Origin of the sequence: Pseudarthrobacter sp. NPDC058196 (assembly GCF_042882685.1) — a bacterium.
Lineage (GTDB): Bacteria > Actinomycetota > Actinomycetes > Actinomycetales > Micrococcaceae > Arthrobacter.
The window spans coordinates 88,177-113,991 of the sequence record NZ_JBHVVN010000011.1; the positions used below are offsets into that span (position 1 = coordinate 88,177).

Consider the following 25,815-nt stretch of genomic DNA (forward strand, 5'->3'; position numbering starts at 1 on the left):
GCGCTCCTTAGCGGATCGGGTTGTGGACGGTGACCAGCTTGGTGCCGTCAGGGAAGGTGGCCTCGATCTGCACGTCATGGATCATCTCCGGCACCCCTTCCATGACGTCGTCACGGCCCAGCAGCGTGGTGCCGTAGCTCATGAGGTCGGCCACGGTCCTGCCGTCCCGGGCACCTTCGATCAGTTCGTAGCTGATGATGGCCACGGCTTCGGGGTAGTTGAGCTTGAGTCCGCGCCCCTGGCGGCGGCGGGCGAGGTCGGCGGCCACCACGATCAGGAGCTTTTCCTGCTCACGCGGCATCAGATGCATGGGGTTCCCTTCGACGGCCTGGGGCGTGCTGCCAGCCTAAGCCGGTCAGGTTTCCGCCAGGTTTAAGGTCCATCATCCGGACGGAACCTAAGGCGCGGATTCCCGGATCTTCAGTTCGAATCCCGATTCCACGTGCACGCCCTGCCCCGACGTTTCGCGCCCGCCGATGCGGTCCAGCAGCAGGCTGATCGAACGCTCCGCGATCTCGTCCATGCCCGGGGAGATGGTGGTCAGGGACGGGGACGCGAAGCGGGCCTCGTCAATGTCGTCGAAGCCTGCGACCGCCACGTCCGCCGGCACGTTGACGCCCCTGATCAACAGTTCGTGCATGGCGCCCAGGGCCAGGACGTCGTTCAGGCCGAAGACGGCGTCGAACTGAACGCCCGATGCCATCAGGCCGGCCACGGCGGCGGCACCTGTGTCGCGGCGCCATTCAGCGGGGGCCACAAGGTCGGCGTCGAACGGGACGCCCGCCTGTTCCAGCGCCTTCCGGTACCCGTTCATGCGCAGTCCCGCGGTCCCGGTGGACTCCCCGGGGTGGGCGCCGATCACTGCAATACGACGGCGGCCGGCCTGCAGCAGGTGCGTGGTCAGTGCAGCAGCGGCTTCCTCGTTCTTCATGGTGACCAGGTCGAAGCGGGGGTCCATGATGTGCTCGCCGAGCATCACCAAGGGTTTGGTGCCGGCGCGGGCGGCGATGGCGCCAGCGTCCAGCACCAGCGGCGTAAAGAGCAGCCCGTCGGTGAGCTGCCGGAACGTCCCGTGCAGGGCACTGAGTTCAACGGACGCGTCAGCGCCGGACTGTTCCACCAGCACCCGGTAGCCGTGGCGTGATGCGGCCTTCATCAGCCTGGACGCCAGCTCCGCGTAATAGGGGGCTGAGAGGTCGGAGAACACCAGGCCCAGCATGGACGTCTTGCCCGAGCGCAGGCTGCGGGCGGTGAGGTTGGCCTCATATCCGAGCTCGGCAATGGCGTCCTGCACACGCTGCTTGGTGGCCGGGCGGATGAACTCGTAGTCGTTCAGGACGTTCGAGACCGTTTTGAGCGAAACGCCGGCCGCACGGGCGACGTCGTTCATGGTGACTGCCATTAACGTTCTTTTCCTGCCTTCGCCGCCGCTTTGGCCGCCTGCTTGCTGGCCCGCACCTTGGCCAGGGATTCCGGGTCCACGATGTCCGCCACGGACAGGTAGGAGCCCTCGTCCCCGTAGTGGCCGGCCGCTTCCCGCCACCCGGGCGCGTCAAGGCCCCGCTGCTTGCCCAACAGGGCCAGGAAGATCTTTGCTTTTTGCTCGCCGAAGCCGGGCAGTGCCTTGAGCCGTTTCAGCACCTCTGCACCGTCGGGTGAGCCCTTGGTCCAGATGGCTGCGGCGTCGCCGTCCCAGTCGTCCCGGACAGCTTCGGCGAGCGCCTGCACCCTGCCGGCCATGGATCCGGGGAAGCGGTGGACGGCGGGCCGTTCCTTGAAGATTTCCACGAACTCCGCGGGATCGTGCCCGGCGATGGCCTCGGGCGTCAGGGCGCCCACCCGGGTCCTGATCTTTTCCGGTCCGGCGAAGGCCGATTCCATGGTGACCTGCTGGTCCAGCAGCATGCCGGTCAGCAGCGCGAAGGCGTCCTCACTCAACAACTTGTCCGCGGCGGGATCGCCCGTGATGTGCAGTTCCATGCCGTCCATCCTCCCACCTGCGGGCCGTCGTCGTCACAAGGACGCCTCCGCCTTGGCGCGCGGCCCGGTCAGCCCTCCACGGCGAGCCGGATCATGGACCAGGACACGGCCGGGAGCTCGGCCGTAAGGTGTCCGCCGTCGGCTTTGGCCGTGACGTTCTCTGTCGGCAGGACGGAGCTGGAATCTTCGGCCGTGGCCTGCCAGTAGGGGTCCTTGTTGGAGTAGGTCAGCGCCTCGATGACCCTGACGTTGCCCAGGCCGGCGACGGCGGCGTCAAGGCTGAGTGCCGCGGCGGCCGAGCGGTTGACGGCGAACACCACCGCCTCGCCCTTGGCGGCGTCATAGGTGGCGACGGCGGACAGGGCTGCGAAGTCGGCCGTCGTACCGCCGCTGAGCAGGGGGGATTCGACGGCGAGCTGAAGGACGGTGCCGGACGCATGCCGGGAGGTCAGGGCGAACGGGTGGAAGGTGGTCTGCTTCCAGGCGCGGCCGCCGGGTTCGGTCATGATGGGGGCGATGACGTTCACCAGTTGCGCCAGGCTTGCCGAGTGGACGCGGTCCGTGTTCCGGAGCAGCGTGACCAGGAGGTCCCCCACCACCACGGCGTCGGCCACCGTGTAGGTGTCCTCCAGCAGGACCGGGGCCACCGGCCAGTCATTGCCGCTGGGGACTTTGGATTCGCCGCGGCTCATGTGCCAGACGTTCCACTCATCGAAGGAAATGTTGACCTGTTTGGTGGATTTCCTGACGGACTTTACGTGGTCGATGTGGCTGGCGATGTCTCGGATGAAGGCGTCCATCTTGTGCCCGGCGGCGAGGTGTTCCTGGAGGTCGCCGGAGTCTTCGAAGTACTGGTGCGCGGAGACCAGGTCCACCACGTCGTAGGTTTCGGTCAGGACAACGCGCTCCCACTCGCCGAACGTGGGCATGGTGGGGCCGGAGCTGCCGCAGGCCACGAGTTCCAGGCCTGGATCGATCATGCGCATTCCGCGGGCGGTGTCCGCGGCCAGCCTGCCGTACTCCTGGGCGTTCTTGTGCCCGATCTGCCAGGGCCCGTCCATTTCGTTGCCCAGGCACCACATCCTGATGCCGTAGCCGTTGGCGGCACCGTTGGCCCGGCGCTGCTCGGAGAGCGCGGTGCCGCCGTCGATGTTGCAGTACTCCAGCAGGTCAAGGGCTTCCTGGACGCCGCGGGTGCCCAGGTTGACGGCCATCATGGGTTCCACTCCGGCCTTGGCGGACCATTTGGCGAACTCGTCCACGCCCACGGAGTTGGGGTCGGTGGAGTGCCAGGCCAGGTCCAGCCGGACGGGCCGCTGGTCCACCGGTCCCACGCCGTCCTCCCAGCGGTATCCGGAGACGAAGTTGCCACCGGGATACCGCACCGTGGAAACCCCCAGTTCGCGGGTCAGCTCAAGCACGTCCTTGCGGAAGCCGTCCTCGTCGGCGTCGGGGTGGTCCGGCTCGAAGATCCCGGTGTACACACAGCGCCCGAGGTGCTCAACGAAGGCGCCGAAGGTGCGCCGCCGGACGGGGCCCACGGTGAAGGCGGGATCGATGGTGATCGTCGCCGGGGCGGATTCTGCTGGGGTCACGAAAACATCCTTGTCTCAGATTTTTACAACGTTATAGAAGTATTGTTTGCGGTTCTGCCGGGCCAGTCAAGGGATGGCCGCCTCCGCTGTGTTTTACCCGGATCCCCGGGAAGGCCTGGTGGGGCAGTCCCCCACCTGCGGCAATGCCCGGAAGGGGCCGCGGCAGCAGCATTCCAAGTACTACCCAATCCCAAAGACAGGTATCAACTACGCATTCACCGGAGGCTGCCTGGCCACTAGGTTTTTCCCAGAGGCAATACCGGTTCCGTCTCCCGGTACCTGGCTCGTTAGGGGGGTGTGGGACTGGTAATGAATGCACCACACGCAGGCACTGGTTTCCCGGCCCACAGGGCCCGGGTACTAAGCGGGGCCGGCGACGAGGAGCCCTTTGAGACCAAGGGCTCTCCCCCAGCCGTCGCCGGCCCTCCATCGCCAGCGGCCTCCCGCAGGGGCAGCACTGCCATTGCTGCGCCTGCCAACCCGCGACCCGAAGGCCGCCGCAATCCGGCCTTCTTACTGGACGTCGTCAACGGCACCCAAACCCTCGCCGACTCCCTGGACCTGTTGGCGGCTGCGTCCGCCGGGCACGTCGCGAAGACCGCGGGGATTGAGGTCGGCTGCGGCCTGGTGCTGCACCAGCCCAGGCGGAGTCCGGCACTGTCGGGCACCACCGATGAAGTGCTCCGCCTGCTCCGGTGGGAACGCGAGGCGTCGGAGGGGCCGGTGACCGATGTCCTCGCCGGCGGCCATCCGGTAGCGGTGCTTCAACGGAACGGGGACTTCCGCTGGCGCCGGTACTCCGGCCAGTTGCAGTCCGCCGGATTCGGCAGCGCGCTGGCGGTACGGCTCCAGCTGGACCCCGGGCTTCCGGCGACGGAAACTTCTCCTGGCGACGGCGACCCCGGCCGGATGGCAGCGGCCCTCGTTTTCTTCGCGCTGGACGCGAAAGCCTTCCCGCTCCAGGTCATCGCCGAGGCCCGCGGCTTCGCTGCCCTGGCGGGCAGGAGCCTCCGCATGGCCATCGACCTCCATACCGCCCGCGCCCTCGCAGCCGACCTCCAGTCGGCCTTGGACAGCAGGACGTCCATCAATGTTGCGTGCGGCGTGATCATGGCCCAGAACAGGTGTTCCTACGAGGACGCGTTCGCCATCCTCGCCAAGGCGTCGAGCCACCGGAACGTCAAGGTCCGCAAGGTGGCAGAAGGCATCCTGGAACGGCTTCCGGAAGGAGCCCCGCCGCCCCACTTCGGCCACTGACCGTTCCCGGGGAGCTGTGCGCCGAGCCCTGGAAGGCCCACGTCAGGGGCGGTTGCTACGCCGGCGCTGCGGTGCTGGCACGGAGCACCAGTCCGGGCGGGACCACGGTGGAGCTCACGGCCGCGCCCGACTCGATCTCTTTGAGCATGATGTCCATGCAGCGCCGCCCGAGCTCCTCGAAGTCCTGCCGGACGGTGGTCAGCGGCGGGGTGAAGTAGCCCGCTTCCGGCTGGTCGTCAAAGCCCACCAAGGAGACGTCGTCGGGCACTTTGATCCCCGCTTCCGTGAAGGCGCGCAGGAGGCCCAGGGCCATCTGGTCGTTGCCCACGAAGATGGCCGTGGCTGTCAATCCCTTCGCCAGCCGGCGGCCGATTGCATAGCCGCTTCCCGCGCTCCAGTCCCCTTCCACCAGCAGGGACTCGTCCAGTCCGGCCGCCCGAAGCGAAGCCCGCCACCCCTCGGCGCGCTGAACGGCGTCCGTCCAGTCGGGCGGACCCGCGACATGTCCGATCTTCAGGTGGCCTTCCTTGATGAGGTGTTCGACGGCGAGGGTGGCCCCGGCGCGCTGGTCCACCATGGCTCCGCTGACGGAGTCGCTTCCGGCGGATCCGACTGCCACCACGGGAACCGGAAGGTCCATCTGCTCCAGCACGGCGAGGGTGTCCGAGTGTGGCACCAGCACAGCAATGCCGTCTACTGCCTGGTCCATGAAATGGCTCACCGCGTTGGCAATGGAATCCGGGCCCACCTCACGCAAGGCCGCGATGCTGACGAAGTAGCCGGCTTCGCGGGCGGCCTGTTCCACGCCAAGGAGCGTGTTGGCGGGACCATACTGGGAGAGCTCGCTTGCCAGGACGCCAATGGTCTGCGAGCGCCGGGTGACCAGGCTGCGCGCCGCGGTGTTGCGCCGGTACCCCAGTTCGGCGATGGCCGCCTCCACCTTTTCACGGGTCGCCTTGCTGACATTGGGATGGTTGTTGACCACCCTGGACACTGTCTGGTGGGAGACGCCGGCCCGCTCAGCCACGTCTTCCAGGCGCGGCATCCGGCCCTTGCTGGTTTTTGCCATGTGCCTATTGTGCCTGCTGCCCGATTGGCGGCAGCTCCCCGCCCGGTTGGCAAAATGGTGCCGCCGATACAATCGTGACGCACTTGCAGTCCGTCACGATGACTCCGCGGTCCGGACGCCGAAGTGGTCCGTCGGAATACCGGCGCAAAGCGCGCCGGGTGAAGTATGGGTGGGCCCTGTGGGGCTCGAACCCACGACCCACGGATTAAAAGTCCGATGCTCTACCAACTGAGCTAAAGGCCCCTGCCGGCCGGTCAGACACGCTGTGTCGTTCCGTCCGGCCCAATCCATTTCTGGACGTTAATACTCTAACCCATGGTTCCGGCGTCTTCGCACACGGCCCGGCCGCCGCCGTCGGCCGCTTTCCCGGCCCACCCAAGGCCCGGTCCAGGCACCCCTGGCAGGCGCCGCCCATGCTCGATTTACACCGTGGCACAGGAGTAGCGTGGGGGCATGAGCGAGCAAGCAGGAACCAGCCCCTACGGCGGCAGCAACCGGCACCACAAGCCGAAGCCGTTCGCCCCGATGGATTTCGAGCCGTTCGCCGGCGGCGCCGATCCCGCCCGCGTCTCGGAGGCCGCCCACCTTGCCGCGCAGGCGCTGGTCCGCCATGGCCGGGACAGCGACGATCCCGTCATCACCGAACGCCTGGTGAAGCTCGCCGACGAGCAGGGCCTGGATGCCATCGCCGAGATGTGGGCTGAAAGCCCGGCCCGTTCCCTGCCCGGTGCGCTCTGGCGGCTCTACGCCCTCCGCGCCGCCACGGTCCGTGACCCCGAGCGGATCTCGGTCTACTTCCGCGCCGGCCGGGACACCGCCCAGGTGTCCAACGTGGTGGCCGGGGCCGCCGAGCCGCCGGGCGCGGATGAAATGCGAACCATGGCAGACGCCATCCTCTCGGGCGCGTTCGACGGCGATTTCGACGTCGCGCTGGAACGTTCGGCCGCCTTCTGCCGGGTGGTGGCGCTCGGCCAGGCGACGCTCGCGGACGGCGCCGAGCACGCCAACGAAGCCCACGCCAGCAAGCTGACCCGCAATTCCCACCAGCTGGTCAAGACCGCCGAAGACCTGGAACACGCCGCCAACGCGTGGCGCCTGGGCGAACTCGATTGACCGCTGCCGCGCCGTTTTGCTGACCAGCCGGGCGCCCGCTGTCAAGATTGACTTGAGCGGGGCGAAGTAGAAGACTGAAACCGGTGCCGAGCCGCGAAACCCCCGGGCTTCAACAATTAGCCGCCTAGAGCGGCCTACCGCCGAGAGGCGTATCCGGTTCGGCACCATTTTTCTGCCCTCTTCCCGGCGGCCAGTTCAAGCCACACTCTTACGGGCCGGTAGAGTAGGCGACAGTTGCTCGTCGGCGTCAAGTCACACGGCAGCAACGCCCGCCTTGAACAGTCCCCGGAGACCGGTAAACACGTGAAGCTGCGCCTTTTTCCCCAGGAGCCCGCAGGGCTGAACCTCCTTTCGCAGATGGCACAACAGATCGTGCTGGCCAGTGCAACCCTGGCCGAAATCCTTGGCGTACCCGCAAACGAACACGGCAAGCTCGTCGAGGACATGCACAACCTCGATGCCAAGTCCGCCGAACTGCATTTCGCACTCCTGACCCACATGCGCACCAGCTTCGTGAACCCCCTCCCCCGCGAAGACATGTACGCCCTGTCCCGCTACCTCAACGAGGCCATGGAGAAGATGGACGCGGCGGCGGAACTGGTGGCCCTGTACAAGCTGGACCGCCTGCCCAAGCGGGCGGCCGACCAGCTGGAGATCATCAGCCGGCAGGCGGAGCTGACAGTTGATGCCATGCGCCGGCTCAACGACCTGGATGACCTCGAGGATTACTGGATCGAGATCCTGCGCCTTGCCAAACGCGCCGAGCGCACCCACCGGGTGTGGGTTGCCGACATGATCGCCGACATGAAGTGGGCGCAGTACTCACGCAACCGGGACATCGCCAACCAACTGGTGGAGGTCACCAAGGACATGCGGCGGGTGGCTACCCAGGTAGGCAGCATCATCGTCAAGGAATCCTGACGTGGCGGCAGCCATCTTCGCTGCGGTGGTCCTGCTGGCCGCAGCGTTTGCCTTTCTGAACGGCTTCCGTGACGCATCCACCTCGGTGGCCCTTGCGGTGCGGAACCGCGCCCTCACGCCCAGCGTGGCAGTGCTGCTGGCCGCGTTCTTCAACTTCGTGGGCGCCCTGCTGAGCGCGATGCTCGCCGTCGCCGCCAGCCGGACCTGGATCAACCTTCCGGCCGGGCCGGGCGGCCTCGCCATCCTGGTGGCCGGCCTGGCCAGCGCCTGCGCCTGGGGCCTGCTGATGTGGCGCCGCGGCATCCCCGCCTCCTCCACCCATGCCTTGGTGGGGGGACTCGCCGGGGCCGGGCTGGCCAGCCTTGCGGTCGGAGGCCCGGGGGTGGCGGGCGTGGACCAGTCCCTGCTGTTCCAGGTGGTCCTGCCGCTGGTACTTTCCCCGCTCGTGGCCTACAGCGGATCCTTCCTGCTGGTCTATCCGGCCACCTGGGGTGCGCGCTACACCCAACCCAATGTGGTGAACCAGCGGTTCCGCAGGGGCCAGGCCATCGCTGCCGGCGCGGTGGCTTTCGGCCACGGCCTGCAGGACGGGCAGCGGGTCAGTGCCGTGCTGTTGCTGGCGCTGCTCGCGGCAGGGTATGCCGACGGCGGGATCCCCACCTGGGTGGCGTTGTTGTCCGCGGTCATGATGACCGCCGGCACACTGTTCGGGGGGTGGCGGATCTCGTACACCATCGGTTACAAGATCACCCGGATCGATCCCCTCCGCGGCTCCGTGGCCCAGACCTTCAGCGCCCTGATGCTGTTTGTGGGTGCCATCGGGCTGCACTGGCCGTTGTCCACCACCCACACCGTCACGGCCGGCACCCTGGGTGCGGGCGAAAACCAGCATTTCTCAGTGACCAACCGGAAGCTGGTCATCAGGATCCTCTGGCTTTGGGTCCTGACGCCGGTGGCCACCTGCGCCCTGGCCTTCGTACTGGCGCTGGCGCTGTCACCGCTGGCGGGATAGCCAGGGACCGAAGGCGTGGTCCTGGATGACAGCTGGAGTTGCGTCCGGGGCCGGCAGGATCGCGGCCAGCTCATCGGCAGACAGGTTCGCGGCCGTGCAGAGCTCATCCCGGCTGACGCCCGCAGAGGACGCCTTCTGGACCGCCTGGCTCAGCGCGTCCAAAGCACTGTCCAGCTCCCACTGCTTGCTTTCAAGGTAGGAACTGGTCCGCCACACCTCCGCGAGCACGTCCTCCGGGTCTCCCGCAGCCACCAGGGCCTCCGGGTCAATTTGCGGGACCAGCGGCCCACCGCCAAGGGTGGCCGCGAGCCCGGCGGCCGCGTCAAAGTCCTGCACGTGCGCGGCGGGCTGCGCCAGTGTGCCCGCAGCCGGCACGGAAACCGTAAGCTGGGGGCCGGGATTGCTGGCCGTCTGCGTCATGGCAAAACTCCTAAGCTGGCTTACTACTAGTCTAAAAAGTATCTAGTTCAGCGTACTAAATGCTGTCGGGGTTCGCCAACAGGGCCGGATCAGCCGTTTATCCGAATCGTCCGGAGACGTAGTCCTCGGTGGCTTTCTGCACCGGGTTGCTGAAGATCGTGTGCGTGTCACCGTACTCGATCAGCTTGCCCGGCTTGCCCGTGCCCGCAATGTTGAAGAAGGCCGTCTTGTCCGAGACGCGGGCAGCCTGCTGCATGTTGTGGGTCACGATCACTACGGTGTACTGGTCCTTCAGCTCATTGATGAGGTCTTCAATGGCCAGGGTGGAGATCGGGTCCAGGGCGGAGCAGGGCTCGTCCATCAGGATCACCTGCGGCTCCACGGCGATGGCGCGGGCAATGCAGAGCCGCTGCTGCTGGCCGCCGGAGAGGCCGGAGCCGGGCTTCTCCAGCCGGTCCTTGACCTCGTTCCACAGGTTGGCGCCCTTGAGCGAGCGCTCCACCAGGACATCGGCCTCGCCTTTGGAGATCTTCTTGTTGTTCAGCTTGACGCCGGCCAGGACGTTGTCCCGGATGGACATTGTGGGAAACGGGTTGGGGCGCTGGAAAACCATTCCGATCTGGGAACGGACCGTCACGGGGTCCACGCCGGGGCCGTAGAGGTTGTCGCCGTCCAGCAGCACCTCGCCTTCCACTCGGGCACCGGGGATGACCTCGTGCATGCGGTTCAAGGTCCGCAGGAACGTGGACTTGCCACAGCCGGACGGGCCGATGAACGCGGTGACGGACTTGGCCTCGATGTTGATGCTGACGTCCTCCACGGCGAGGAAGTCGCCGTAGTACACGTTCAGGTCCTTGACGTCGATGCGCTTAGACATGGTGTTCCTTCACTTACTGGGTATGGGTTGAGTCTAGGATCCGCCGCGGCGGGGCGGAAGGCCGGGCCGGCGGCCTGGTTACCGGCCGGTTTTGGGAGCGAAGATCCTGGCAATCAGGCGGGCCACCAGGTTCAGGACCATGACCAGGATGATCAGCACCAGCGCCGCACCCCACGCCCGCTGCGAGGACGGGTCGGGGTTGGACGGTGAGGTGGGGTTCAGGATCTGGGTGTAAATGAACGTCGGCAGTGATGCCATCCATCCGCCGAAGACGTTGGAGTTGATGCTCGTGGCAAAGCCAGCGGTGACCAGGATGGGCGCCGTCTCGCCGATGACACGCGCGATCGCCAGGGTGACGCCGGAGGCGATGCCGGAGATCGCCGTCGGGATGACCACCTTGAGGATGGTCCGCCACTTGCGCACGCCCAGGGCGTAGGCGGCCTCGCGCAGCTCGTTGGGGACAATCTTGAGCATTTCCTCGCTGGAGCGGACCACCACGGGGATCATCAGGACGGAAAGGGCGACGGCGGCCACCGCGCCTGTCTTGGTGCCCGGGCCCACCACCACGAAGAAGAATGCGGCGGCGAAGAGGCCGGCCACGATGGAGGGGATGCCGGTCATGACGTCCACGAAGAACGTGATGGCCTTGGCCACGCGGCCGTCGTGGCCATACTCCACCAGGTAGATGGCCGTGAGCAGCCCCACGGGTACGGAGATCACGGTGGCCAGCAGGGTGATCTGCACGGTGCCCAGGATGGCGTGGTAGATGCCGCCCATGACCGGGCCGCCGCCCTCCACGGCCTTGTTGTCGAACGCGCCCGTGACGCCGTTCATGGAGGTGGTGAGGAATCCGGGGTCCATGAGTCCCGGAATGCCGTTCACCAGCACCGTCCAGATCACCGAAACGAGCGGCAGGAGGGCTACCAGAAACGAGCCAACCACCAGGCAGGTGGCCAGCTTGTCCTTGGCCCTGCGGGAACCTTCCACCACGGCGCTCCAGGACACCAGGCCGAGGGCGAAGAGCAAGGCCGAGACAACCCCCCAGCCGAACGCGTTGAAGCCGACCAGGGCAAGGATGGCTGCGCCGACGATCAACGCCGCAGCAAGGACGGCGTAAGGGGCGTACTTGGGCAGCTGGCCCTTGGTGAGCGCCGACCGTTTGCTGCGGACAGGGGTAAGCGTGGAGGTCATTTAGTTGGCTCCCGAGAATTCTTTGTGCCGGGTGATGACCCAGCGGGCGATCATGTTCACGGCCAGGGTGATGACGAACAGGACCAGGCCGGCGGCGATCAGGGTGCTGACCTTGATGCCGCCTGCTTCCGGGAAGTTCAGGGCGATCTCGGCCGCGATGGTCTGGTTGCCGGACTGGATCAGGCTCGCGGTCAGGGCGCCGGAGGACAGGACCAGGGCGACAGCCATGGTTTCGCCCAGCGCGCGGCCCAACCCCAGCATGACCGCGCTGATGATGCCCGGGCGGCCGAAGGGCAGCACAGCCATCTTGATCATTTCCCAGCGGGTGGCACCGAGCGCCAGTGCCGCCTCCTCATGCAGCTTGGGGGTCTGCAGGAAGATCTCGCGGGACAGCGAGGTGATGATCGGCAGGACCATGACCGCCAGGACGATGCCAGCGGTGAGGATGGTTTTGCCGGTAGTGGAGGCGGGGCCCTGGAAGATGGGGAGCCAGCCCATGTTCTCCGCGAGCCACCCGTAGGCGGGGGAGATTTGCTTGGCCAGGAACGCCGCGCCCCAGGCGCCGTAGACCACGGAAGGGATCGCCGCGAGCAGGTCCACGACGTAACCGAGCCCGGAGGCGAGGCTGCGGGGCGCGAAGTGCGAGATGAACAGCGCCACACCGATGGCGACCGGCGTGGCGATCACCAGCGCGATGACGGCTGCGATGAGGGTCCCGATCACAATCGGCCAGATGTAGGCGAAGAAGCCCTGTCCGCCCTGGATCTTGTCGGCGGGTGCGGTCAGCGCGGGAACTGCCTGGACCACCAGGAAGAGTGCGACGCCGAAGAGGACGGCAAGGATCAGGCAGCCGGCGGCCAGTGCGGCTCCGGAGAAGACTTTGTCCCCGGTGCGTCCGGCGCCCTGTTTACTGGTCAGGGAGGTGGCGGTCATTCGACGGCCCTTCGATTCGTTGCTGGATTAAGGAAGCAGGGTGCAAAGCCAAGTTCCCCGCACTGCCTTCCGGCAGGCGGGGAACCCGGTTTTTGCGGCGATAGTTAGGACTTGACCTTGATCGAGTCGATGGCCTTGACGGCCTTGGCTGCGAGGTCGGAGGACAGCGGTGCCGACTTGGCCGAGTCCGCAGCAGCCTTCTGGCCGTCAGCGGAAACTACGTAGTGCTCGAATGCCTTGACCAGGTCAACGGTCTCCTGCTTGTCGTACGTGGTGCACAGGACGTGGAAGGACACCAGGACGATCGGGTAGGCACCGGCAATGGTGGTCTTGCGGTCCAGCTTGATGGAGAGGTCGTTGGCGGCGCGGCCCTCAACGGACTTGCCGGCGTCCACTGCCTTGGCGGCGGCATCGGCGGAGATCTTGGTGAAGGAATCGCCCACCTTGATCTGTGCAACGCCCAGCTTGCCGCTCACGGCGGAGTCGTCAGCGTAGGTCACGGCACCGGGGGTGTCCGTCACGGTCTTGACGACGCCGGAGGTTCCCTTGGCGTTCTCGCCCTGGAGGCTGGCGGGCCAGACACCGGCCGACTTGTCGGTCCAGACATCGGAGGCCGCGGCGGACAGGTAGTCCGTGAAGTTCTGGGTGGTGCCGGAGTCATCGGAGCGGTTCACCGGGGTGACCTTGAGGTCCGGCAGCGACACGCCTGCGTTCAAGGCAGCGATCGCGGGGTCGTTCCACTTGGCGATCTGGCCGCGGAAGATCTTGGCAACGGTGGTTGCGTCCAGCTTCAGGTCGGTGACACCGGGAACGTTGAAGGCCACGGCGATCGGGGAGATGTAGACCGGGACGTTGATGGCGCCGTCGGTGCCGCACTTGTCCTTCGAGGAAGCGTACTCGGCATCGCTCAGGTAGGCATCCGAGCCGGCGAACTGCGCCGAGCCGTCGAGGATGGCCTTGCGGCCGGCGCCGGAGCCGTCCGGGGAGTACTGCACGCTGGCGCCGGAGTTGGCGGAGGCGAAGTTCGTCTTCCACGCGTCCATGGCCGCACCCTGCGCGGAGGAGCCGATGCCGGTCAGCGTGCCGGTGACCTTGGTGCCGGAGGAAGCCTGGTTGCCTGCAGGCGCGGTGCCCGTGGCGTTGTCCGAACCGCAGGCGGACAGCGCGAGTGCGCCCGCAGCGATAACAGCGATAGCCGCGTGGCGGCCGAAGCGAAGTGCCTTCACTAGATGTACCCCTTCCAGGGTTATTCAGGTGCGGGACAGGGACGGAGAACCCTGCTGCGCGATGCGTACGTTGTGTACCTTCAAGAAAGTTATGGGCCGCAGGTAACGGGATGGGCTGTCCAAAGTGAACGGATGATTAACGACGGCAGGATATTGGCTGACAAATGCCGGGTCACCATTGCGCAGATCACACGTCCAGCCGTAGTGGGCCTTTACCCGGCAGCGGACGGGCACTGAATAGACTTGACCGCATGGCCATCCCAGCAGGACTCTCAGCAAGCCGGCGGTTCCTGCGCACCCGCATCCGGACCGGGCTGATCCGCAGCCGCAACTCCTTCGTGCCCGCCATCCAGATGACCGTCTGCGCCGTGGGCGCCTACTCTTTCGCGGAGTACGTCCTGGGCCATTCCGGCCCCCTGTTCGCCGCCACGTCGTCGCTGATCGCCCTCGGATTCTCGCGTGAACCGAGGCTTCGCAGGGTGATGGAGGTGGGGCTTGGCTGCACCATCGGCATCGCGGTGGGCGACCTGCTCCTGCACTGGCTGGGCGGCGACATCTGGGTGGCCGCCGTCGTGCTCCTCTTCTCCATCCTGCTGGCCCGGTTCCTGGACAGCGGAAATATCTTCACCACCCAATTGGCGCTGCAATCGCTGCTGGTGGTGCTGCTGCCGGCGCCCTCCGGCGGCCCGTTCACCCGAAGCATCGACGCCGTGGTGGGTGGCCTGTGCGCGCTGCTGGTGACCATCCTGGCGCCGAAGGACCCCCGCCGCGAGCCGCGGCGCGACGTCCAAAAACTGCTGCACGAACTGGCCGAGGTCCTGCGGGAATGCGCCGGTGCGCTGGTGAACAGCGATTCCACCCAGGCCTGGCACGCGCTGATCCGCGGCAGGAACTGCCAGCCCCTGGTGGATGCCATGCGCCAGTCCCTGCGGGCGTCCGGTGAGGTGGCCACGCTGGCGCCTGCCTACCGGCGGCACCGGGACGAGCTGGACCGGCTGAAGCAGTCGCTGGACTTCATCGACCTCGCGCTGCGGAACAGCCGGGTCTTCGCGCGGCGACTGACCAGCGCCATCAACCACACTGCCCTTTCGGACGAGGCAACGGACAGCATCGCCGGGGTGCTCCAGGAGACCGCTGCCGCCATTGATGAGCTCTCGCTGGGCCTGGCGGAAACGCACGACGGCGTCCGGCGCGCCCACCTGCGCACGGCCCGGCGCGACCTCAGCGAAATAGCGCTTCGGCTGCACCCGAAGCTGTTGGAGGTGCAGCGGCTGGAGGGCGAAACGGTGGTCATGCTGTTCCGCCCCCTCATGGTGGACCTGCTGGAAGCAACCGGCATGGACGCGGCCGAGGCACGGGACGTCCTGCCCGCCCTGTAGGAAACCCTGCGGCCGGGGACGAATCCGGCGTGGACCCTGATGTCAGTGCCCGCCACTAGGGTTGAACCCATGGCAACAAAGACTTCCCGGGCATCCAAGGCGCCGGCCTATAAATGCGCCGAATGCGGCTGGACCACCGCCAAATGGGTGGGCCGCTGCGGCGAGTGCCAGGCGTGGGGCACGGTTGAGGAGACGGGCACCGCGGTGGCCCGGACTACGGCCGCCACAACGGTGGTGGAGCCGGCGCGCCGGATCGCGGATGTGGACGCCACCACAGCGGCGTTCCTGCCCACCGGCGTGGACGAACTGGACCGCGTCCTGGGCGGCGGGCTGGTTCCCGGCGCGGTGATCCTGCTGGCAGGCGAACCCGGAGTGGGCAAGTCCACGCTGCTTTTGGACGTGGCCGCCAAGTTCGCCCGGACAGCGCAGGACGTCCTCTACGTCACCGGGGAAGAATCGGCAGCGCAGGTGAAGCTTCGCGCGGAGCGGATCGACGCCGTCGCGGAATCCCTGTACCTGTCCGCGGAGACGGACCTGGGCCAGGCGCTGGGCCAGGTGGAACAGATTGAACCGCGGCTGCTGATCGTGGACTCCGTGCAGACCCTCAGCAGCGCGGACGTGGATGGCAGCGCCGGCGGCGTTTCCCAGGTGCGCGAGGTGGCGGCCTCCATCATTGCCGCGGCCAAGCGGCGGAACATGACCACTTTGCTGGTGGGGCACGTCACCAAGGACGGTTCCATCGCGGGGCCGCGGCTCCTTGAACACCTGGTGGACGTGGTGTGCCAGTTCGAGGGCGAGCGGCACTCCCGGCTGCGAATGCTGCGCGCCGTGAAGAACCGGTACGGACCCACCGATGATGTGGGCTGCTTCGACCTCAATGAGAACGGCATCGAGGGCCTCGCCGACCCCAGCGGGCTGTTCGTCAGCCGTACCAAGGACCCGGTTTCGGGAACCTGCATCACCGTCACCATGGAAGGCCGCCGCCCACTGCTGGCAGAGGTGCAGTCGCTGCTCGCCGAAAGCCCCAACTCGCAGCCGCGGCGGGCCACCAGCGGCCTGGACAGCTCACGGGTGTCCATGCTGTTGGCCGTCCTGCAGCAGCGGGCCGGGACCATGCTGCACAAGGATGACTCCTATGTTGCCACCGTGGGCGGGGTGAAACTCAGCGAACCGGCCACCGACCTCGCCGTGGCCCTCGCCGTGGCATCGGCGAAGGCCCGCAAACCGCTGCCCATCCGGCTGATTGCCTTCGGCGAGGTGGGGCTGGCCGGCGAGGTCCGTCCGGTCCCGGGGATCAACCAGCGCATCCAGGAGGCCCACAGGCTGGGATTCACGCATGCGGTGGTGCCCGCCAGCCACACGGGGCCCGGCCCTGTGCCCGCCGGTTTCTCGGTGCGGGAAGTGGAACACTTGACGGAGGCGCTGAGCCTTTTGATCGGATAGCGGCATGCCAATAAACCCGGCGCCAAGCGCGGGAACCTGCGTTCACCCGGGTACTGTGGCTGCAGGACCTTCTTGCAAACGGAGGCATGACATTTCTGTGCTGGGGGCAGCGTGGTAATCCGGGAAGAGCAGGGCAACACCGATGTGTCCGGCCAGGCGCACAAGGCGCTGCCCGAACCCGTTGTATCGGACCGCCTGGACGGACTCTTTGGCAGCCTCAGTGGCCGCCAGCGGGTGATGGCCAGCCAACTGCCCGTCACCCTGACCGTGGCACTGGTTGTGGTGGCGGCAGCCATGTTCAGCCCGTGGACCCTGGCAGACAGCAGGTTCCTGAATGCACTGCTGTTCCACTTGGCGATCGCCGTCGCGTGCGTCGCCGTACCGTGGGGCCGGCTCCCCTCCGGGGCCTTCGCCGTCATCCCGCTTCTTGACTGCCTCGCCATCGGGTTTACCCGCGAGGCCGGGGGCCCGTCGTTCAGCGTCCTGAGCCTGACCCTGGTGTTCCCCGTCATTTGGCTCTCGGCTCAGGTCCGGCCGTTCATGCCCGTCCTGGCGATTGCCGGGACCATCCTCAGCACCGTGGTGCCGACGGCAGCCCTGGGGTCGCCGCCGGCTGCGGGCTCGATGATCCGCGTCCTCATCCTTCCCTTGGTCATGTCAGTGATGGCCATAACCGCACATGTGGTGGCCACCACCATCCGCCGGCACCGGATCAAGCTGATGGACAGCGAGAACCACCTTGGCCGGACGCTGGACGAAAGCGTCCGGCGCCAGAACCTGCTCGATGCGGTGCTCGGCGCCGTGGGCGTAGGCGTTTGGGTGGTGGACCGCAACGGCAAGACGGTGCTGACGAACAAGACCCTGCAGTCCGACCCCGCCCTGGCCGGGATTGTTGGACCAGGCGGCGGAGATAGCCAATTGCTGGCGGCAGACCGCACCACGTGTGTTCGGGCCGGTTCGCTTCCTGCTGAGCGCGCGGCTGCCGGGGAGGCGTTCATGGACGAGCTCTACTGGGCCGGACCCGCGGACGGCCAGCGCGCATATTCGGTGAGTTCTCACGGCTTTCCCGCCGCCGGCGGCCAGGACGCCGGCGGGGTCATCACCTTCGCGGATGTGACCGACCTGATCAGCGCCCTGGCGGCCAAGGACGACTTCGTGGCCACAGTTTCGCACGAGCTGCGGACTCCCCTGACGTCAATACTCGGCTACCTGGAACTGGTCCTCGACGAGCCCGGCCACGACGACATACGCACAGAGCTGCTGGTGGTCCGGCGCAACGCCGGCCACCTGATGGGCCTGGTCAACGACCTCATTGCCGTAGCCTCCGAGCGCGTGGAACTGTCCCTGGAGGAGACGGACCTTGCCCAGCTGGTGACCCGCGCGGTGGACGCCGCCCTCCCCCGCGCGGCCGGGAATGGCCTGCACGTGAAGCTCGAGGTGGAACGGCCCCTGCCTGTCCGCGCAGACCCGGCCAGGATCAGCCAGGTCCTGAACAACCTGCTGTCCAACGCCGTCAAATACTCCCCGGACGGTGGGCTCATTACCGCCACCGCCGCCAGGACCGAGGCCGGGCTGGTCTGTTCCATCACGGACACCGGCATGGGCATGAGCGAAGAAGAGCAGGAGCAGGCGTTTACCAAGTTCTTCCGCTCCGCGCGCTCACGTTCCACCGCCATCCCTGGGGCGGGCCTTGGATTGCCGGTCAGCAAGACCATCGTGGAAGGCCACGGCGGATCGATCAGCCTGGCCAGCAAACCCGGTGCAGGCACAAGCGCCACCTTCATCCTGCCGGAATCATGAGCCGCCCAGGGCGGCAATCAGGAACCGGAGCCGGTCAACCAGTTCGAGACGTCACTGCGCAACACCATAAGCGGGCCGCCGGTTGAGCTGACGTTGCCGTTTGCCACGTAGTAGCCGCGGCCCGATCCTGTTCCTCCGGCGGCGCGGTCCAGCGCCTCCACCAGGTGCCGGGGCAGGTGGCCCTGCGGACCAAGGCTGCGGAGTTCAGCAAATTCCTCCGGCGTGAGCCGTCCCAAAACCTCAGCAATATTGGCCATGACCGGGTCCCTTCGAGCAGAGTGCCTGAAGGAATAACCTAAAGCAGGGCCGTGAATACCACGTTAACGGCGGACGGCGATTGAACGTCATCAAGAGAATCCGGGAAGGGATCCATATGCCCGTTCGAAGTGCAGGAATCCTGCTGTACCAGCGGCCGCCGGACCGCACAGCCGGTGCCGCCGATGGACTGCAGGTGTGGATCGCCCACATGGGCGGCCCGTTCTGGAGCCGCAAGGACGCCCACGCCTGGTCCATCCCCAAAGGAGAGTACTCCGACGGCGAGGACGCCCTGGCCGCGGCGCTGCGCGAATTCGCCGAGGAAATGGGCGTTCCCGCCCCTGAGGCCGAATACCGCCTGTTGGGCGAATTCCGGCAGTCATCGGGAAAAATCATTACCGTCTTCGCGGCCCAGGCCGGGTTTGCACCGGAAGCCATCCGCAGCAACACCTTTCCCCTTGAATGGCCCAAGGGATCGGGAAAGATCCAGCACTACCCCGAGATCGACGACGCCCGGTGGTTTCCGGAGCAGGAGGCCCGGCTCAAACTCGTGAAAGGCCAGCTGCCCATCCTGGACGCTCTGCTCCAGGACCTTTCGCTGGCTTAAGGGACGCTTGCCGTGTCCCTCTTGGCACCGCATTCATGGCGACCCAGGACGCCATGATGCCCGGCTAAGCTGAAGTCATCAGCACTTGATACCCGAAAGGCATCATGTTTACTTTCGACCAGCTGGCCGGTTTCATCGCCGTAGCAGAGGAGCTGCACTTCGGCAGGGCGGCCGGGCGCCTGAACATGACGCAGCCGCCCCTGAGCCGGCAGATCCAAAAGCTGGAGAAGATCGTCGGGGCCGAGCTGTTGGAGCGGGACAACCGCAAGGTCGCGCTCACCTCCGCGGGCCGGGCGTTCCTGGACGAGGCGCGCCGGCTCACGGCACTGGCAGAACGTGCACCGGCAACGGCCCGCCGGATCGCCTCCGGACGGTCGGGCCTGCTGCGGGTCGGCTTCACGGCGGCCAGCGGCTTCAGCATCCTGGGCCCGGTGCTGGACGAGCTGTCACGCATCATCCCCGACGTCGATATCGAACTGCAGGAACTGGTCACCGGCGAGCAACTGACGGGGCTGCTGACCGGAGAACTGGACCTGGGCCTCGGCCGTCCGCCTTTCGACCATGCCACCTTTGACTCGCGCCTGCTCTACCGGGAATCCATGGTGCTTGCAGTGCCCGCAGGGCACGCTCTCTCGCTGCTGGACCGGCCGGTCACCGCGGACGATCTCACCGACGAGCCGTTGATCATGCACTCCCCCACCCAGGCACGGTACTTCTATGACCTCGTGGTTCGCATGTTCCCCATCCGGCACGCCAACGTGGTCCACACGGTCAGCCAGATCCTCACCATGGTGTCCTTGGTGGCCGCGAAACGCGGGCTGGCATTCGTTCCGCACTCGGCCACCATGCTGGGCATCCACGGCGTCGGCTTCCTGCCACTGGAGGGCGGGAGCCGCGAGCCAGTGGAACTCCACGCCCTGTGGAACCGGCGGATCACCAACCCCGCGCTTTCCCTCCTGCTGCGGGACCTGGCATTCGCCATGGAGTAATTCCGCTTCCCGGGACCGGCACAGGCAAGAGGCCGGCTCGCGCCATGCTGGAAAGGTATCAAAGCATCTAAAAATGCACTTGGACAGGCATCAACAAGGGTTCCTAGGCTGGAGAAAACCACCCAGCCCCGCCGCCCGCGGCTACACACCGGAGGACCCCCATGGCAAGGTACACACCCCAGGAACTGGCGGCCACGCTCAAGGAAGGCCTGCTGTCCTTCCCCGTCACCTCATTCGACGCAACCCTGCAGTTCGACGAAGAGAACTACCGTAAGCACCTCGCGTGGCAGGCAAGCTTCCCGGTGGCCGGTCTGTTCGCTGCCGGCGGCACCGGTGAAGGCTTCTCCCTCACCCCGGCCGAATCGGAACGGGTGGTGCGCACCGCCGTCGACGAAGTGGGAGCCCGGGTCCCCGTGCTGGCATCGGCCGGCGGGTCCACCGCCCAGGCCATCGAAAACGCCAAGGCGGCCGAAGCCGCCGGAGCAGAAGGCATCCTGCTGCTGCCGCCCTACCTGACCGAAGCGGACCAGGCCGGGCTGGCGGAGCACGTCAGCGCCGTCTGCCGCGCAACCTCGCTCGGCGTCATCATCTACAACCGCGCCAACGCCATCTACAAGGACACCACCGTGGCAACCCTGGCCGAACGGCACCGGAACCTGATCGGGTTCAAGGACGGCGTGGGGGACCTGGAACACGACGCCCGCGTCTACGCCAAGCTCGGCGACCGGCTCTTTTACCTGGGCGGCCTGCCCACCGCCGAAACCTTCGCCCTGCCCCTGCTCCAGCTGGGGATGAGTACCTACTCCAGCGCCATGTACAACTTCGTCCCGCAGTTCGCCCTGGACTTCTACCAGGACGTCCGCAACAACGACCGCGCCGCCGTCAACAAGAAGCTCAACGAGTTCGTGATCCCCTACCTGGACATCCGCGACCGCGTGAAGGGCTACTCGGTGTCCATCGTCAAGGGCGGCCTGGACGCCATCGGCCGGTCGGCAGGGCCGGTGCGCACGCCGCTGCAGAACCTGGCTCCGCAGGACCTCGCAGACCTCAAAACCCTGATCGCCACCGTTTCCTGACCGCCAGACAGCACCACTCCCACCACAGGAGGAACCCATGACCCTCACCGGACATTCACTCATCGCCGGCCGGACGGTGGCAGGCGAAGGCAAGACCACCACCGGCTTCAACCCCGCCACCAACCAGGCCTTGGAACCGGCCTATTCCCTGCTCAACGCGGAACAGCTCAAGGCCGCAACGGCAGCAGCCGCCGAAGCGTTCCCTTCCTTTCGCGCCCTGGACCCGGAAACCCACGCCGCGTTCCTGGAAGCCATCGCGGACAACATCGACGCCATCGGTGATGACCTCATCACCCGCGCCGGGCAGGAAACCGGCCTGCCCGCAGCCAGGCTCCAAGGCGAACGTGCCCGCACCACCGGCCAGCTGCGCCTGTTCGCCGGAGTGGTCCGCCAAGGCGACTTCCGCGGCGTCCGCATCGACCCCGCCATCCCCGACCGCACACCACTCCCCCGCGCAGACATCCGCCAGCGGCAGATCCCGCTGGGCCCGGTGGCCGTGTTCGGCGCCAGCAACTTCCCGCTCGCCTTCTCGACGGCGGGCGGGGACACCGCTTCGGCCCTCGCCGCAGGATGCCCGGTCGTCTTCAAAGCCCACAACGCCCACCCCGGCACCAGCGAACTCGTCGGCCACGCCGTCACCAAAGCCGTCAAGGACCACGGCCTGCACCCCGGCGTGTTCTCGCTGATCTACGGCCCGGGCTCCAGCATCGGCCAGGCTCTTGTGGCAGACCCCGCCATCAAGGCCGTCGGGTTTACCGGATCCCAGTCCGCCGGCATCGCCCTGATGCGTACCGCCGCCGCCCGCCCGGAACCCATCCCGGTCTACGCGGAAATGTCGTCCCTGAACCCCGTCTTCGTCTTCGAGGGCGCCCTCGCCGGCAGCCCCGAAAGCGTCGACGCCCTGGCACGGCAGTACGTCGCCTCCGTCACGGGCAGCGCAGGCCAGCTCTGCACCTCGCCGGGCCTGCTGTTCGCCCCCGCAGGCGAGCCGGGAGACAAACTCGCCGCCGCCGTCGAACGCGCCATCGCCGCCAGCACCGGGCAGACCATGCTCACCGAAGGCATCGCCGCGTCCTGGAACACCGGAACCGACGCGCTCAACTCGGCCGCCGGCGTCGAACTCATCGGCCAGGGAGCTCCGGGCCCTACCGAAAACGCCCCCGCGCCGGCCATCTACGGCACCTCCGTGGACCAATTCACCGGCAACCCCATCCTTCACCAGGAAATCTTCGGGGCCACGTCCCTGGTGATCCGCTACAACGGCATCGAAGACCTGCTGCAGGCTGCCTCCCGGATAGAGGGCCAGCTCACCGCATCCCTGCAGCTCACCGAAGCGGACTACCCGACGGCGGCACGGCTGATCCCCATCCTCGAACAGAAGGTGGGACGCATCATCGTCAACGGATGGCCCACCGGCGTGGAAGTAGGCCACGCCATGGTCCACGGCGGCCCCTTCCCCGCCACGTCCGACACCCGCACCACCTCGGTGGGAACCCTGGCCATCAACCGCTTCCTGCGCCCGGTGGCCTACCAGGACCTGCCCCAGGAACTGCTCCCCGAAGCCCTGCAGGACGCCAACCCCTGGCACCTGAACCGGCGCATCAACGGCGAGGTTGCGCCCGCGTCGGAAAACCAAGACGCCGCAAGCTACATGTAGCCGCCACGTAGCAGCGCCATAGGGGGAGCAGCGGACTTCCCACCCGCTGCCGCATGGACTCTGCGCCGGGCGGGAAGGTGCCGGCAGCTATGGGGCACCTTCCAGACCTAGCTCTATTGCACAGACCACGCACCGTCTGAGGGCAGGACAGCGCCGGAGATGTTCGTGCCGTCATCACTGAGCAAGAAGGTGATCGACGCGGCTAACTGGGACGCCTCGGCCACGGGAGGGATCATCTGCATGAACGGGCTGAGCCGTCTCGCGCCGAGCTCGGAGCCGAAGGTGGCTTCGATTCCTGTCGCAACCGGACCCGGCGCTACTGCATTGACCCGGATACCATGTGGTGAGTACATAAACGCGGTACTGCGGGTCATCCCAAGAACGGCGTGTTTGGACGCGGTGTAAGCCAACCCGGCAGAGTTGCCGCGCAGGGCCGCCTCGGAAGCGACGTTCACGATCGATCCCCGTCCTGCGGCGACCATCGAAGGAAGGACTGCACGGGTCAGGCGGAACATCCCATCGACATTTACCGCGAACACCCTGTTCCAGACCTCGTCGGAAACCTCGTGCAGCGGCGTCATGTCATCCATGATCCCGGCGACGTTGGCAAGCGCGTCGATCCGGGCGCCGGCACCCTCAACAATGCGGGCAATGTCCTGATCCTTCGTGATGTCGGCGGGCACTGCGAGGATGTCTGCCTGGGGGTGCGCAGTGACCAACCCATCGAGTCGGTCAGCGGCGATGTCCACGGCCACGACTCTGCCCCCTTCCCGCGCGATCCTCGATGCGGTGGCGCGTCCGATGCCGGACCCCGCCCCGGTGACGATTACCGTCTTGCCGGAGAAACGCCCGTCCGAGATTCGTTCCGCCCACTGACCTGCCTGCGCAGTGGCATGATCGTCCTCCTTGTCATTCTCCGGGAGCACTCCCCCGTTGACTTCGCGCACCAGATGATCAAGGAGTGTTTGCGGAAACTGACCGCCGCCCAGTTCGACCAGCTTTTGGAGGGCGAAATGTTCGATGGGTTTGAGGGCAGTTTCGTCCTGTCCGGCACCGGCGAGCATTCCCCGCAGCATCGGGCCTCCCTTCGGATGGTCCAGCCATTCACGGATTGGACGGGAACCGGTCAGTGCGCGTGTGGTTTCAGTCATTTTGCTCCTTCCAGAGCATGTACGGAGGAAGTTGTTGTTTTTGCGTTGCCGGATGCTGCTGTTTCATTCGCGGAGGGTTTTGTGCCGTCCAGGCCCGTCCACCGGGCCCGAAGGGTGTGGGCGGCGGCTTTAGGCTTGCGGTCCCGGGTGAAGATGCCTTTTCTGTTGCCGTCCACGCGGTGAATGCCGTTGGAGGTTTGGAAGTCGGCGAAGTTCCAGACGTGTTCTCCGATGAAGGCCTCGATCCTGTCAAAGACGCGGTGGTTCATGGTGAGGTAGGACTGCTGGTATTCCTCGCTCCAAGGCATGTCCCACACCGAGTGCTGCCCTGGCATGGTGTCGGCCCCGTATTCGCTCATCATGATGGGTTTGCCGAAGGCCTGAACCCAACCGCGTAGGTCCCGTTCGAGGTATCGTTCGGCGGTCGTGAGGTCGCCGGTGAACACGTACCAGCCGTAGTAGCGGTTGATGCTGAGGACGTCGAAGAGGTCGGCGATCTTGTCGTTCTGAAAGGTGGCGAACATGACCGCGGCGTAGGTCAGCGGACGGGTGGGGTCCAGTTCGCGCGCAAGATGGACGAGCGGCTCGAAGAACTCGCGGGCTCCTTCTTCGTTGGAGGCGGGCTCGTTGGCGATGCTCCACATCACGACGCTGGGGTGGTTCTTGTCGCGAGCTATTACTTCACGGAGGTGCTGCGCGTGGGCGGCCTGTGTGTCGTGATTGAAGGTTTCCGGTGAAAAGGTGGGCTTTGGGCCTATCCCGGTGAGTCCGCCTTGGACCCCCAGATTCAGGCCGACTGCGGCTGTTTCGTCGACGACGACGATGCCGTGGCGGTCGGCGAATTCCAGCACCTCTTCGGCGTATGGGTAGTGCGAGGTTCTGAACGAGTTGGCCCCCACCCACTCCAGCAGCTGGAAGTCGTGTACCAGGTAGGCGTTGTCATGACCCTTTCCGCGGACCGCCGTATCCTCGTGCTTGCCGAACCCGGTGAAATAAAACGGTTTGCCGTTGATCAGGAATTCGGTTCCGCGGACTTCGACGGTCCTGACACCGAAGGGTTCGGTGTAACTGTCGATCACCTCGTCGCCGTCGAGGAGTTCCACCACGAGGTCGTAGAGGTAGGCGGCGCCCGGCTGCCAGAGCCGGACGGCTTCAATGCTGAGGGTTCCGTTGCCTCCCTCTGCGGTGGCGACTTCGTGTCCTGTGGCATCCAGGGCTCGGACGCGGACCTTCGTTTCGTGGCTGGCAGTTACGGAATAATCGACGACACCTGTCTGGCCGATGACACCGGTGACGATGGTGATGTCGTTGATGTGTCGCTGGGGTTTGCTGTAGAGCCACACCGACCGGGCCAGGCCTGCGTAGTTGTAGAAATCATGCAGGTAGGTCTGCTGGCGCCGCCCGTCCTGGGTCACGCTGATGCTGCCGGGTGGGATGGTCGCGCTGGTCAGTTCGTTGTTCACCCCGACCGTAAGCCTGAATTCTGCGCCTGCTGCGACGTGGTCGGTGATGTCGGCCTCGAAGGGCGTGTAGCCTCCGACGTGCCGGGCTACGAGGACGTCATCGACGTAAACTTCTCCTTCGTGGGTGGCCGCGTCCAAGCGAAGAAGCACGCGCTCCCCTGCCCAGCCGCGGGGAACACGTACGGTCCGCTGGTACCACACCCATCCGACGTGCTCGCGGATCTGCTGGTCGGTAAAGAGGTCGTTGTAACTGGACGGCACGGGGGCTTCAAGCCTGGTTTGCAGGGTGCCGGTCCACGGCCTGGGTACGTTTGCGTCTTCGATGGCGAAGCGCCAGAGACCATCGAGGTTTACAAGTTCTCTGGTGAGTGTGGGGCGGGGTTTTAGCACTGCGTTTCCTC

Annotated in this window: 24 protein-coding genes and 1 tRNA gene; 11 read left to right on the forward strand and 14 right to left on the reverse strand. The window is 66.4% G+C overall.

Going from position 1 to position 25,815, the window contains the following annotated elements; translation table 11 throughout:
- Positions 1–7: 7 nt before the first annotated feature.
- The 4 genes from ACFVVC_RS16470 to ACFVVC_RS16485 all read right to left on the reverse strand — a co-directional run bounded on the left by ACFVVC_RS16470 (position 8) and on the right by ACFVVC_RS16485 (position 3,575).
- Positions 8–310: an urease subunit gamma gene (locus tag ACFVVC_RS16470; RefSeq protein WP_285245108.1), complete on the reverse strand. Its 303-nt coding sequence runs from the start codon at positions 308–310 to the stop codon at positions 8–10.
- Positions 311–397: 87 nt separating this feature from the next.
- The gene (locus ACFVVC_RS16475; protein ID WP_387455541.1) at positions 398–1,402 is read right to left on the reverse strand and encodes a LacI family DNA-binding transcriptional regulator; all 1,005 of its coding nucleotides are present in this window, start codon (positions 1,400–1,402) and stop codon (positions 398–400) included.
- The gene (locus ACFVVC_RS16480) at positions 1,402–1,989 is read right to left on the reverse strand and encodes an HhH-GPD-type base excision DNA repair protein (RefSeq protein WP_387455543.1); all 588 of its coding nucleotides are present in this window, start codon (positions 1,987–1,989) and stop codon (positions 1,402–1,404) included. The genes ACFVVC_RS16475 and ACFVVC_RS16480 overlap by 1 nt, the downstream gene beginning before the upstream one ends.
- 59 nt (positions 1,990–2,048) lie before the next feature.
- A complete protein-coding gene (locus tag ACFVVC_RS16485; protein WP_387455545.1) occupies positions 2,049–3,575 on the reverse strand; it encodes an alpha-N-arabinofuranosidase in 1,527 nt (508 codons plus the stop codon).
- 309 nt (positions 3,576–3,884) lie between these two features.
- Between ACFVVC_RS16485 and ACFVVC_RS16490 the strand changes: the two genes are divergently transcribed.
- On the forward strand, positions 3,885–4,832 hold the full coding sequence (locus ACFVVC_RS16490) for an ANTAR domain-containing protein (RefSeq protein WP_387455548.1): 948 nt from the start codon (positions 3,885–3,887) through the stop codon (positions 4,830–4,832).
- 55 nt (positions 4,833–4,887) lie between these two features.
- Here ACFVVC_RS16490 and ACFVVC_RS16495 read toward each other — a convergent pair whose 3' ends face one another.
- Both ACFVVC_RS16495 and ACFVVC_RS16500 read right to left on the reverse strand, forming a co-directional pair.
- The gene (locus tag ACFVVC_RS16495; protein ID WP_387455551.1) at positions 4,888–5,901 is read right to left on the reverse strand and encodes a LacI family DNA-binding transcriptional regulator; all 1,014 of its coding nucleotides are present in this window, start codon (positions 5,899–5,901) and stop codon (positions 4,888–4,890) included.
- A gap of 170 nt (positions 5,902–6,071) precedes the next feature.
- Positions 6,072–6,144: transfer RNA gene (locus tag ACFVVC_RS16500), tRNA-Lys, on the reverse strand.
- A 210-nt stretch (positions 6,145–6,354) separates the two neighbouring features.
- Between ACFVVC_RS16500 and ACFVVC_RS16505 the strand changes: the two genes are divergently transcribed.
- The 3 genes from ACFVVC_RS16505 to ACFVVC_RS16515 all read left to right on the forward strand — a co-directional run bounded on the left by ACFVVC_RS16505 (position 6,355) and on the right by ACFVVC_RS16515 (position 8,947).
- Positions 6,355–7,014, forward strand: coding sequence for a hypothetical protein (locus tag ACFVVC_RS16505; protein ID WP_018763206.1), 660 nt, complete (start codon positions 6,355–6,357; stop codon positions 7,012–7,014).
- A 303-nt stretch (positions 7,015–7,317) separates the two neighbouring features.
- Positions 7,318–7,935, forward strand: a complete 618-nt coding sequence (locus tag ACFVVC_RS16510) for a DUF47 domain-containing protein (RefSeq protein ID WP_387455884.1) — start codon at positions 7,318–7,320, stop codon at positions 7,933–7,935.
- A gap of 1 nt (position 7,936) precedes the next feature.
- On the forward strand, positions 7,937–8,947 hold the full coding sequence (locus ACFVVC_RS16515) for an anion permease (RefSeq protein ID WP_387455554.1): 1,011 nt from the start codon (positions 7,937–7,939) through the stop codon (positions 8,945–8,947).
- Here ACFVVC_RS16515 and ACFVVC_RS16520 read toward each other — a convergent pair.
- From ACFVVC_RS16520 to pstS, 5 genes are all read right to left on the reverse strand, one after another.
- Positions 8,930–9,367: a hypothetical protein gene (locus ACFVVC_RS16520; RefSeq protein ID WP_387455557.1), complete on the reverse strand. Its 438-nt coding sequence runs from the start codon at positions 9,365–9,367 to the stop codon at positions 8,930–8,932. The genes ACFVVC_RS16515 and ACFVVC_RS16520 overlap by 18 nt on opposite strands.
- Before the next feature lie 97 nt (positions 9,368–9,464).
- The gene (gene pstB / locus ACFVVC_RS16525; protein ID WP_018763202.1) at positions 9,465–10,244 is read right to left on the reverse strand and encodes a phosphate ABC transporter ATP-binding protein PstB; all 780 of its coding nucleotides are present in this window, start codon (positions 10,242–10,244) and stop codon (positions 9,465–9,467) included.
- Positions 10,245–10,322: 78 nt separating this feature from the next.
- A complete protein-coding gene (gene pstA / locus ACFVVC_RS16530) occupies positions 10,323–11,435 on the reverse strand; it encodes a phosphate ABC transporter permease PstA (protein ID WP_387455561.1) in 1,113 nt (370 codons plus the stop codon).
- Entirely contained in the window at positions 11,436–12,368 is a 933-nt protein-coding gene (pstC, locus tag ACFVVC_RS16535; RefSeq protein WP_387455564.1) for a phosphate ABC transporter permease subunit PstC, read from the reverse strand. It lies immediately after the preceding gene.
- 104 nt (positions 12,369–12,472) lie between these two features.
- Positions 12,473–13,594, reverse strand: a complete 1,122-nt coding sequence (gene pstS / locus ACFVVC_RS16540; RefSeq protein WP_387455567.1) for a phosphate ABC transporter substrate-binding protein PstS — start codon at positions 13,592–13,594, stop codon at positions 12,473–12,475.
- A gap of 251 nt (positions 13,595–13,845) precedes the next feature.
- Between pstS and ACFVVC_RS16545 the strand changes: the two genes are divergently transcribed.
- The 3 genes from ACFVVC_RS16545 to ACFVVC_RS16555 all read left to right on the forward strand — a co-directional run bounded on the left by ACFVVC_RS16545 (position 13,846) and on the right by ACFVVC_RS16555 (position 18,216).
- Positions 13,846–14,973: an aromatic acid exporter family protein gene (locus tag ACFVVC_RS16545; RefSeq protein WP_387455569.1), complete on the forward strand. Its 1,128-nt coding sequence runs from the start codon at positions 13,846–13,848 to the stop codon at positions 14,971–14,973.
- 69 nt (positions 14,974–15,042) lie between these two features.
- Entirely contained in the window at positions 15,043–16,416 is a 1,374-nt protein-coding gene (gene radA, locus ACFVVC_RS16550) for a DNA repair protein RadA (RefSeq protein WP_387455572.1), read from the forward strand.
- A gap of 111 nt (positions 16,417–16,527) precedes the next feature.
- Complete coding sequence (locus ACFVVC_RS16555) at positions 16,528–18,216, forward strand: sensor histidine kinase (protein WP_387455575.1); 1,689 nt, start codon at positions 16,528–16,530, stop codon at positions 18,214–18,216.
- A 17-nt stretch (positions 18,217–18,233) separates the two neighbouring features.
- On the opposite strand, the gene ACFVVC_RS16560 is transcribed toward ACFVVC_RS16555, so the two are convergent.
- Positions 18,234–18,473, reverse strand: coding sequence for a hypothetical protein (locus ACFVVC_RS16560; protein WP_387455578.1), 240 nt, complete (start codon positions 18,471–18,473; stop codon positions 18,234–18,236).
- Between the two features lie 116 nt (positions 18,474–18,589).
- Between ACFVVC_RS16560 and ACFVVC_RS16565 the strand changes: the two genes are divergently transcribed.
- The 4 genes from ACFVVC_RS16565 (at position 18,590) to ACFVVC_RS16580 (ending at position 22,800) form a co-directional block, all read left to right on the forward strand.
- Positions 18,590–19,078 (forward strand): NUDIX domain-containing protein, encoded by a 489-nt coding sequence (locus ACFVVC_RS16565; protein WP_387455580.1) that lies wholly within the window; start codon positions 18,590–18,592, stop codon positions 19,076–19,078.
- Positions 19,079–19,182: 104 nt separating this feature from the next.
- Complete coding sequence (locus tag ACFVVC_RS16570; protein WP_387455583.1) at positions 19,183–20,067, forward strand: LysR family transcriptional regulator; 885 nt, start codon at positions 19,183–19,185, stop codon at positions 20,065–20,067.
- Between the two features lie 161 nt (positions 20,068–20,228).
- Complete coding sequence (gene kdgD, locus ACFVVC_RS16575) at positions 20,229–21,143, forward strand: 5-dehydro-4-deoxyglucarate dehydratase (protein ID WP_387455586.1); 915 nt, start codon at positions 20,229–20,231, stop codon at positions 21,141–21,143.
- 37 nt (positions 21,144–21,180) lie between these two features.
- Positions 21,181–22,800 (forward strand): aldehyde dehydrogenase (NADP(+)), encoded by a 1,620-nt coding sequence (locus ACFVVC_RS16580; RefSeq protein WP_387455589.1) that lies wholly within the window; start codon positions 21,181–21,183, stop codon positions 22,798–22,800.
- A gap of 113 nt (positions 22,801–22,913) precedes the next feature.
- Here ACFVVC_RS16580 and ACFVVC_RS16585 read toward each other — a convergent pair whose 3' ends face one another.
- Both ACFVVC_RS16585 and uidA read right to left on the reverse strand, forming a co-directional pair.
- Positions 22,914–23,951 carry an SDR family NAD(P)-dependent oxidoreductase gene (locus ACFVVC_RS16585; RefSeq protein WP_387455592.1) on the reverse strand — a complete coding sequence of 346 codons (1,038 nt, stop codon included), beginning with the start codon at positions 23,949–23,951 and terminating at the stop codon, positions 22,914–22,916.
- Positions 23,948–25,804, reverse strand: a complete 1,857-nt coding sequence (gene uidA / locus ACFVVC_RS16590) for a beta-glucuronidase (protein WP_387455595.1) — start codon at positions 25,802–25,804, stop codon at positions 23,948–23,950. The genes ACFVVC_RS16585 and uidA overlap by 4 nt, the downstream gene beginning before the upstream one ends.
- Positions 25,805–25,815 lie beyond the last annotated feature (11 nt).

Excerpts from the sequence above, each read along its gene's own strand:
- ACFVVC_RS16470 (WP_285245108.1), bottom strand. The coding sequence starts at position 310 with ATGCATCTGATGCCGCGTGAGCAGGAAAAGCTCCTGATCGTGGTGGCC.
- ACFVVC_RS16475 (WP_387455541.1), bottom strand. The coding sequence starts at position 1,402 with ATGGCAGTCACCATGAACGACGTCGCCCGTGCGGCCGGCGTTTCGCTC.
- ACFVVC_RS16480 (WP_387455543.1), bottom strand. The coding sequence starts at position 1,989 with ATGGACGGCATGGAACTGCACATCACGGGCGATCCCGCCGCGGACAAG.
- ACFVVC_RS16490 (WP_387455548.1), top strand. The coding sequence starts at position 3,885 with ATGAATGCACCACACGCAGGCACTGGTTTCCCGGCCCACAGGGCCCGG.
- ACFVVC_RS16495 (WP_387455551.1), bottom strand. The coding sequence starts at position 5,901 with ATGGCAAAAACCAGCAAGGGCCGGATGCCGCGCCTGGAAGACGTGGCT.
- ACFVVC_RS16505 (WP_018763206.1), top strand. The coding sequence starts at position 6,355 with ATGAGCGAGCAAGCAGGAACCAGCCCCTACGGCGGCAGCAACCGGCAC.
- ACFVVC_RS16520 (WP_387455557.1), bottom strand. The coding sequence starts at position 9,367 with ATGACGCAGACGGCCAGCAATCCCGGCCCCCAGCTTACGGTTTCCGTG.
- pstB (WP_018763202.1), bottom strand. The coding sequence starts at position 10,244 with ATGTCTAAGCGCATCGACGTCAAGGACCTGAACGTGTACTACGGCGAC.
- pstA (WP_387455561.1), bottom strand. The coding sequence starts at position 11,435 with ATGACCTCCACGCTTACCCCTGTCCGCAGCAAACGGTCGGCGCTCACC.
- pstC (WP_387455564.1), bottom strand. The coding sequence starts at position 12,368 with ATGACCGCCACCTCCCTGACCAGTAAACAGGGCGCCGGACGCACCGGG.
- ACFVVC_RS16545 (WP_387455569.1), top strand. The coding sequence starts at position 13,846 with ATGGCCATCCCAGCAGGACTCTCAGCAAGCCGGCGGTTCCTGCGCACC.
- radA (WP_387455572.1), top strand. The coding sequence starts at position 15,043 with ATGGCAACAAAGACTTCCCGGGCATCCAAGGCGCCGGCCTATAAATGC.
- ACFVVC_RS16560 (WP_387455578.1), bottom strand. The coding sequence starts at position 18,473 with ATGGCCAATATTGCTGAGGTTTTGGGACGGCTCACGCCGGAGGAATTT.
- ACFVVC_RS16565 (WP_387455580.1), top strand. The coding sequence starts at position 18,590 with ATGCCCGTTCGAAGTGCAGGAATCCTGCTGTACCAGCGGCCGCCGGAC.
- ACFVVC_RS16570 (WP_387455583.1), top strand. The coding sequence starts at position 19,183 with ATGTTTACTTTCGACCAGCTGGCCGGTTTCATCGCCGTAGCAGAGGAG.
- kdgD (WP_387455586.1), top strand. The coding sequence starts at position 20,229 with ATGGCAAGGTACACACCCCAGGAACTGGCGGCCACGCTCAAGGAAGGC.
- ACFVVC_RS16580 (WP_387455589.1), top strand. The coding sequence starts at position 21,181 with ATGACCCTCACCGGACATTCACTCATCGCCGGCCGGACGGTGGCAGGC.
- ACFVVC_RS16585 (WP_387455592.1), bottom strand. The coding sequence starts at position 23,951 with ATGACTGAAACCACACGCGCACTGACCGGTTCCCGTCCAATCCGTGAA.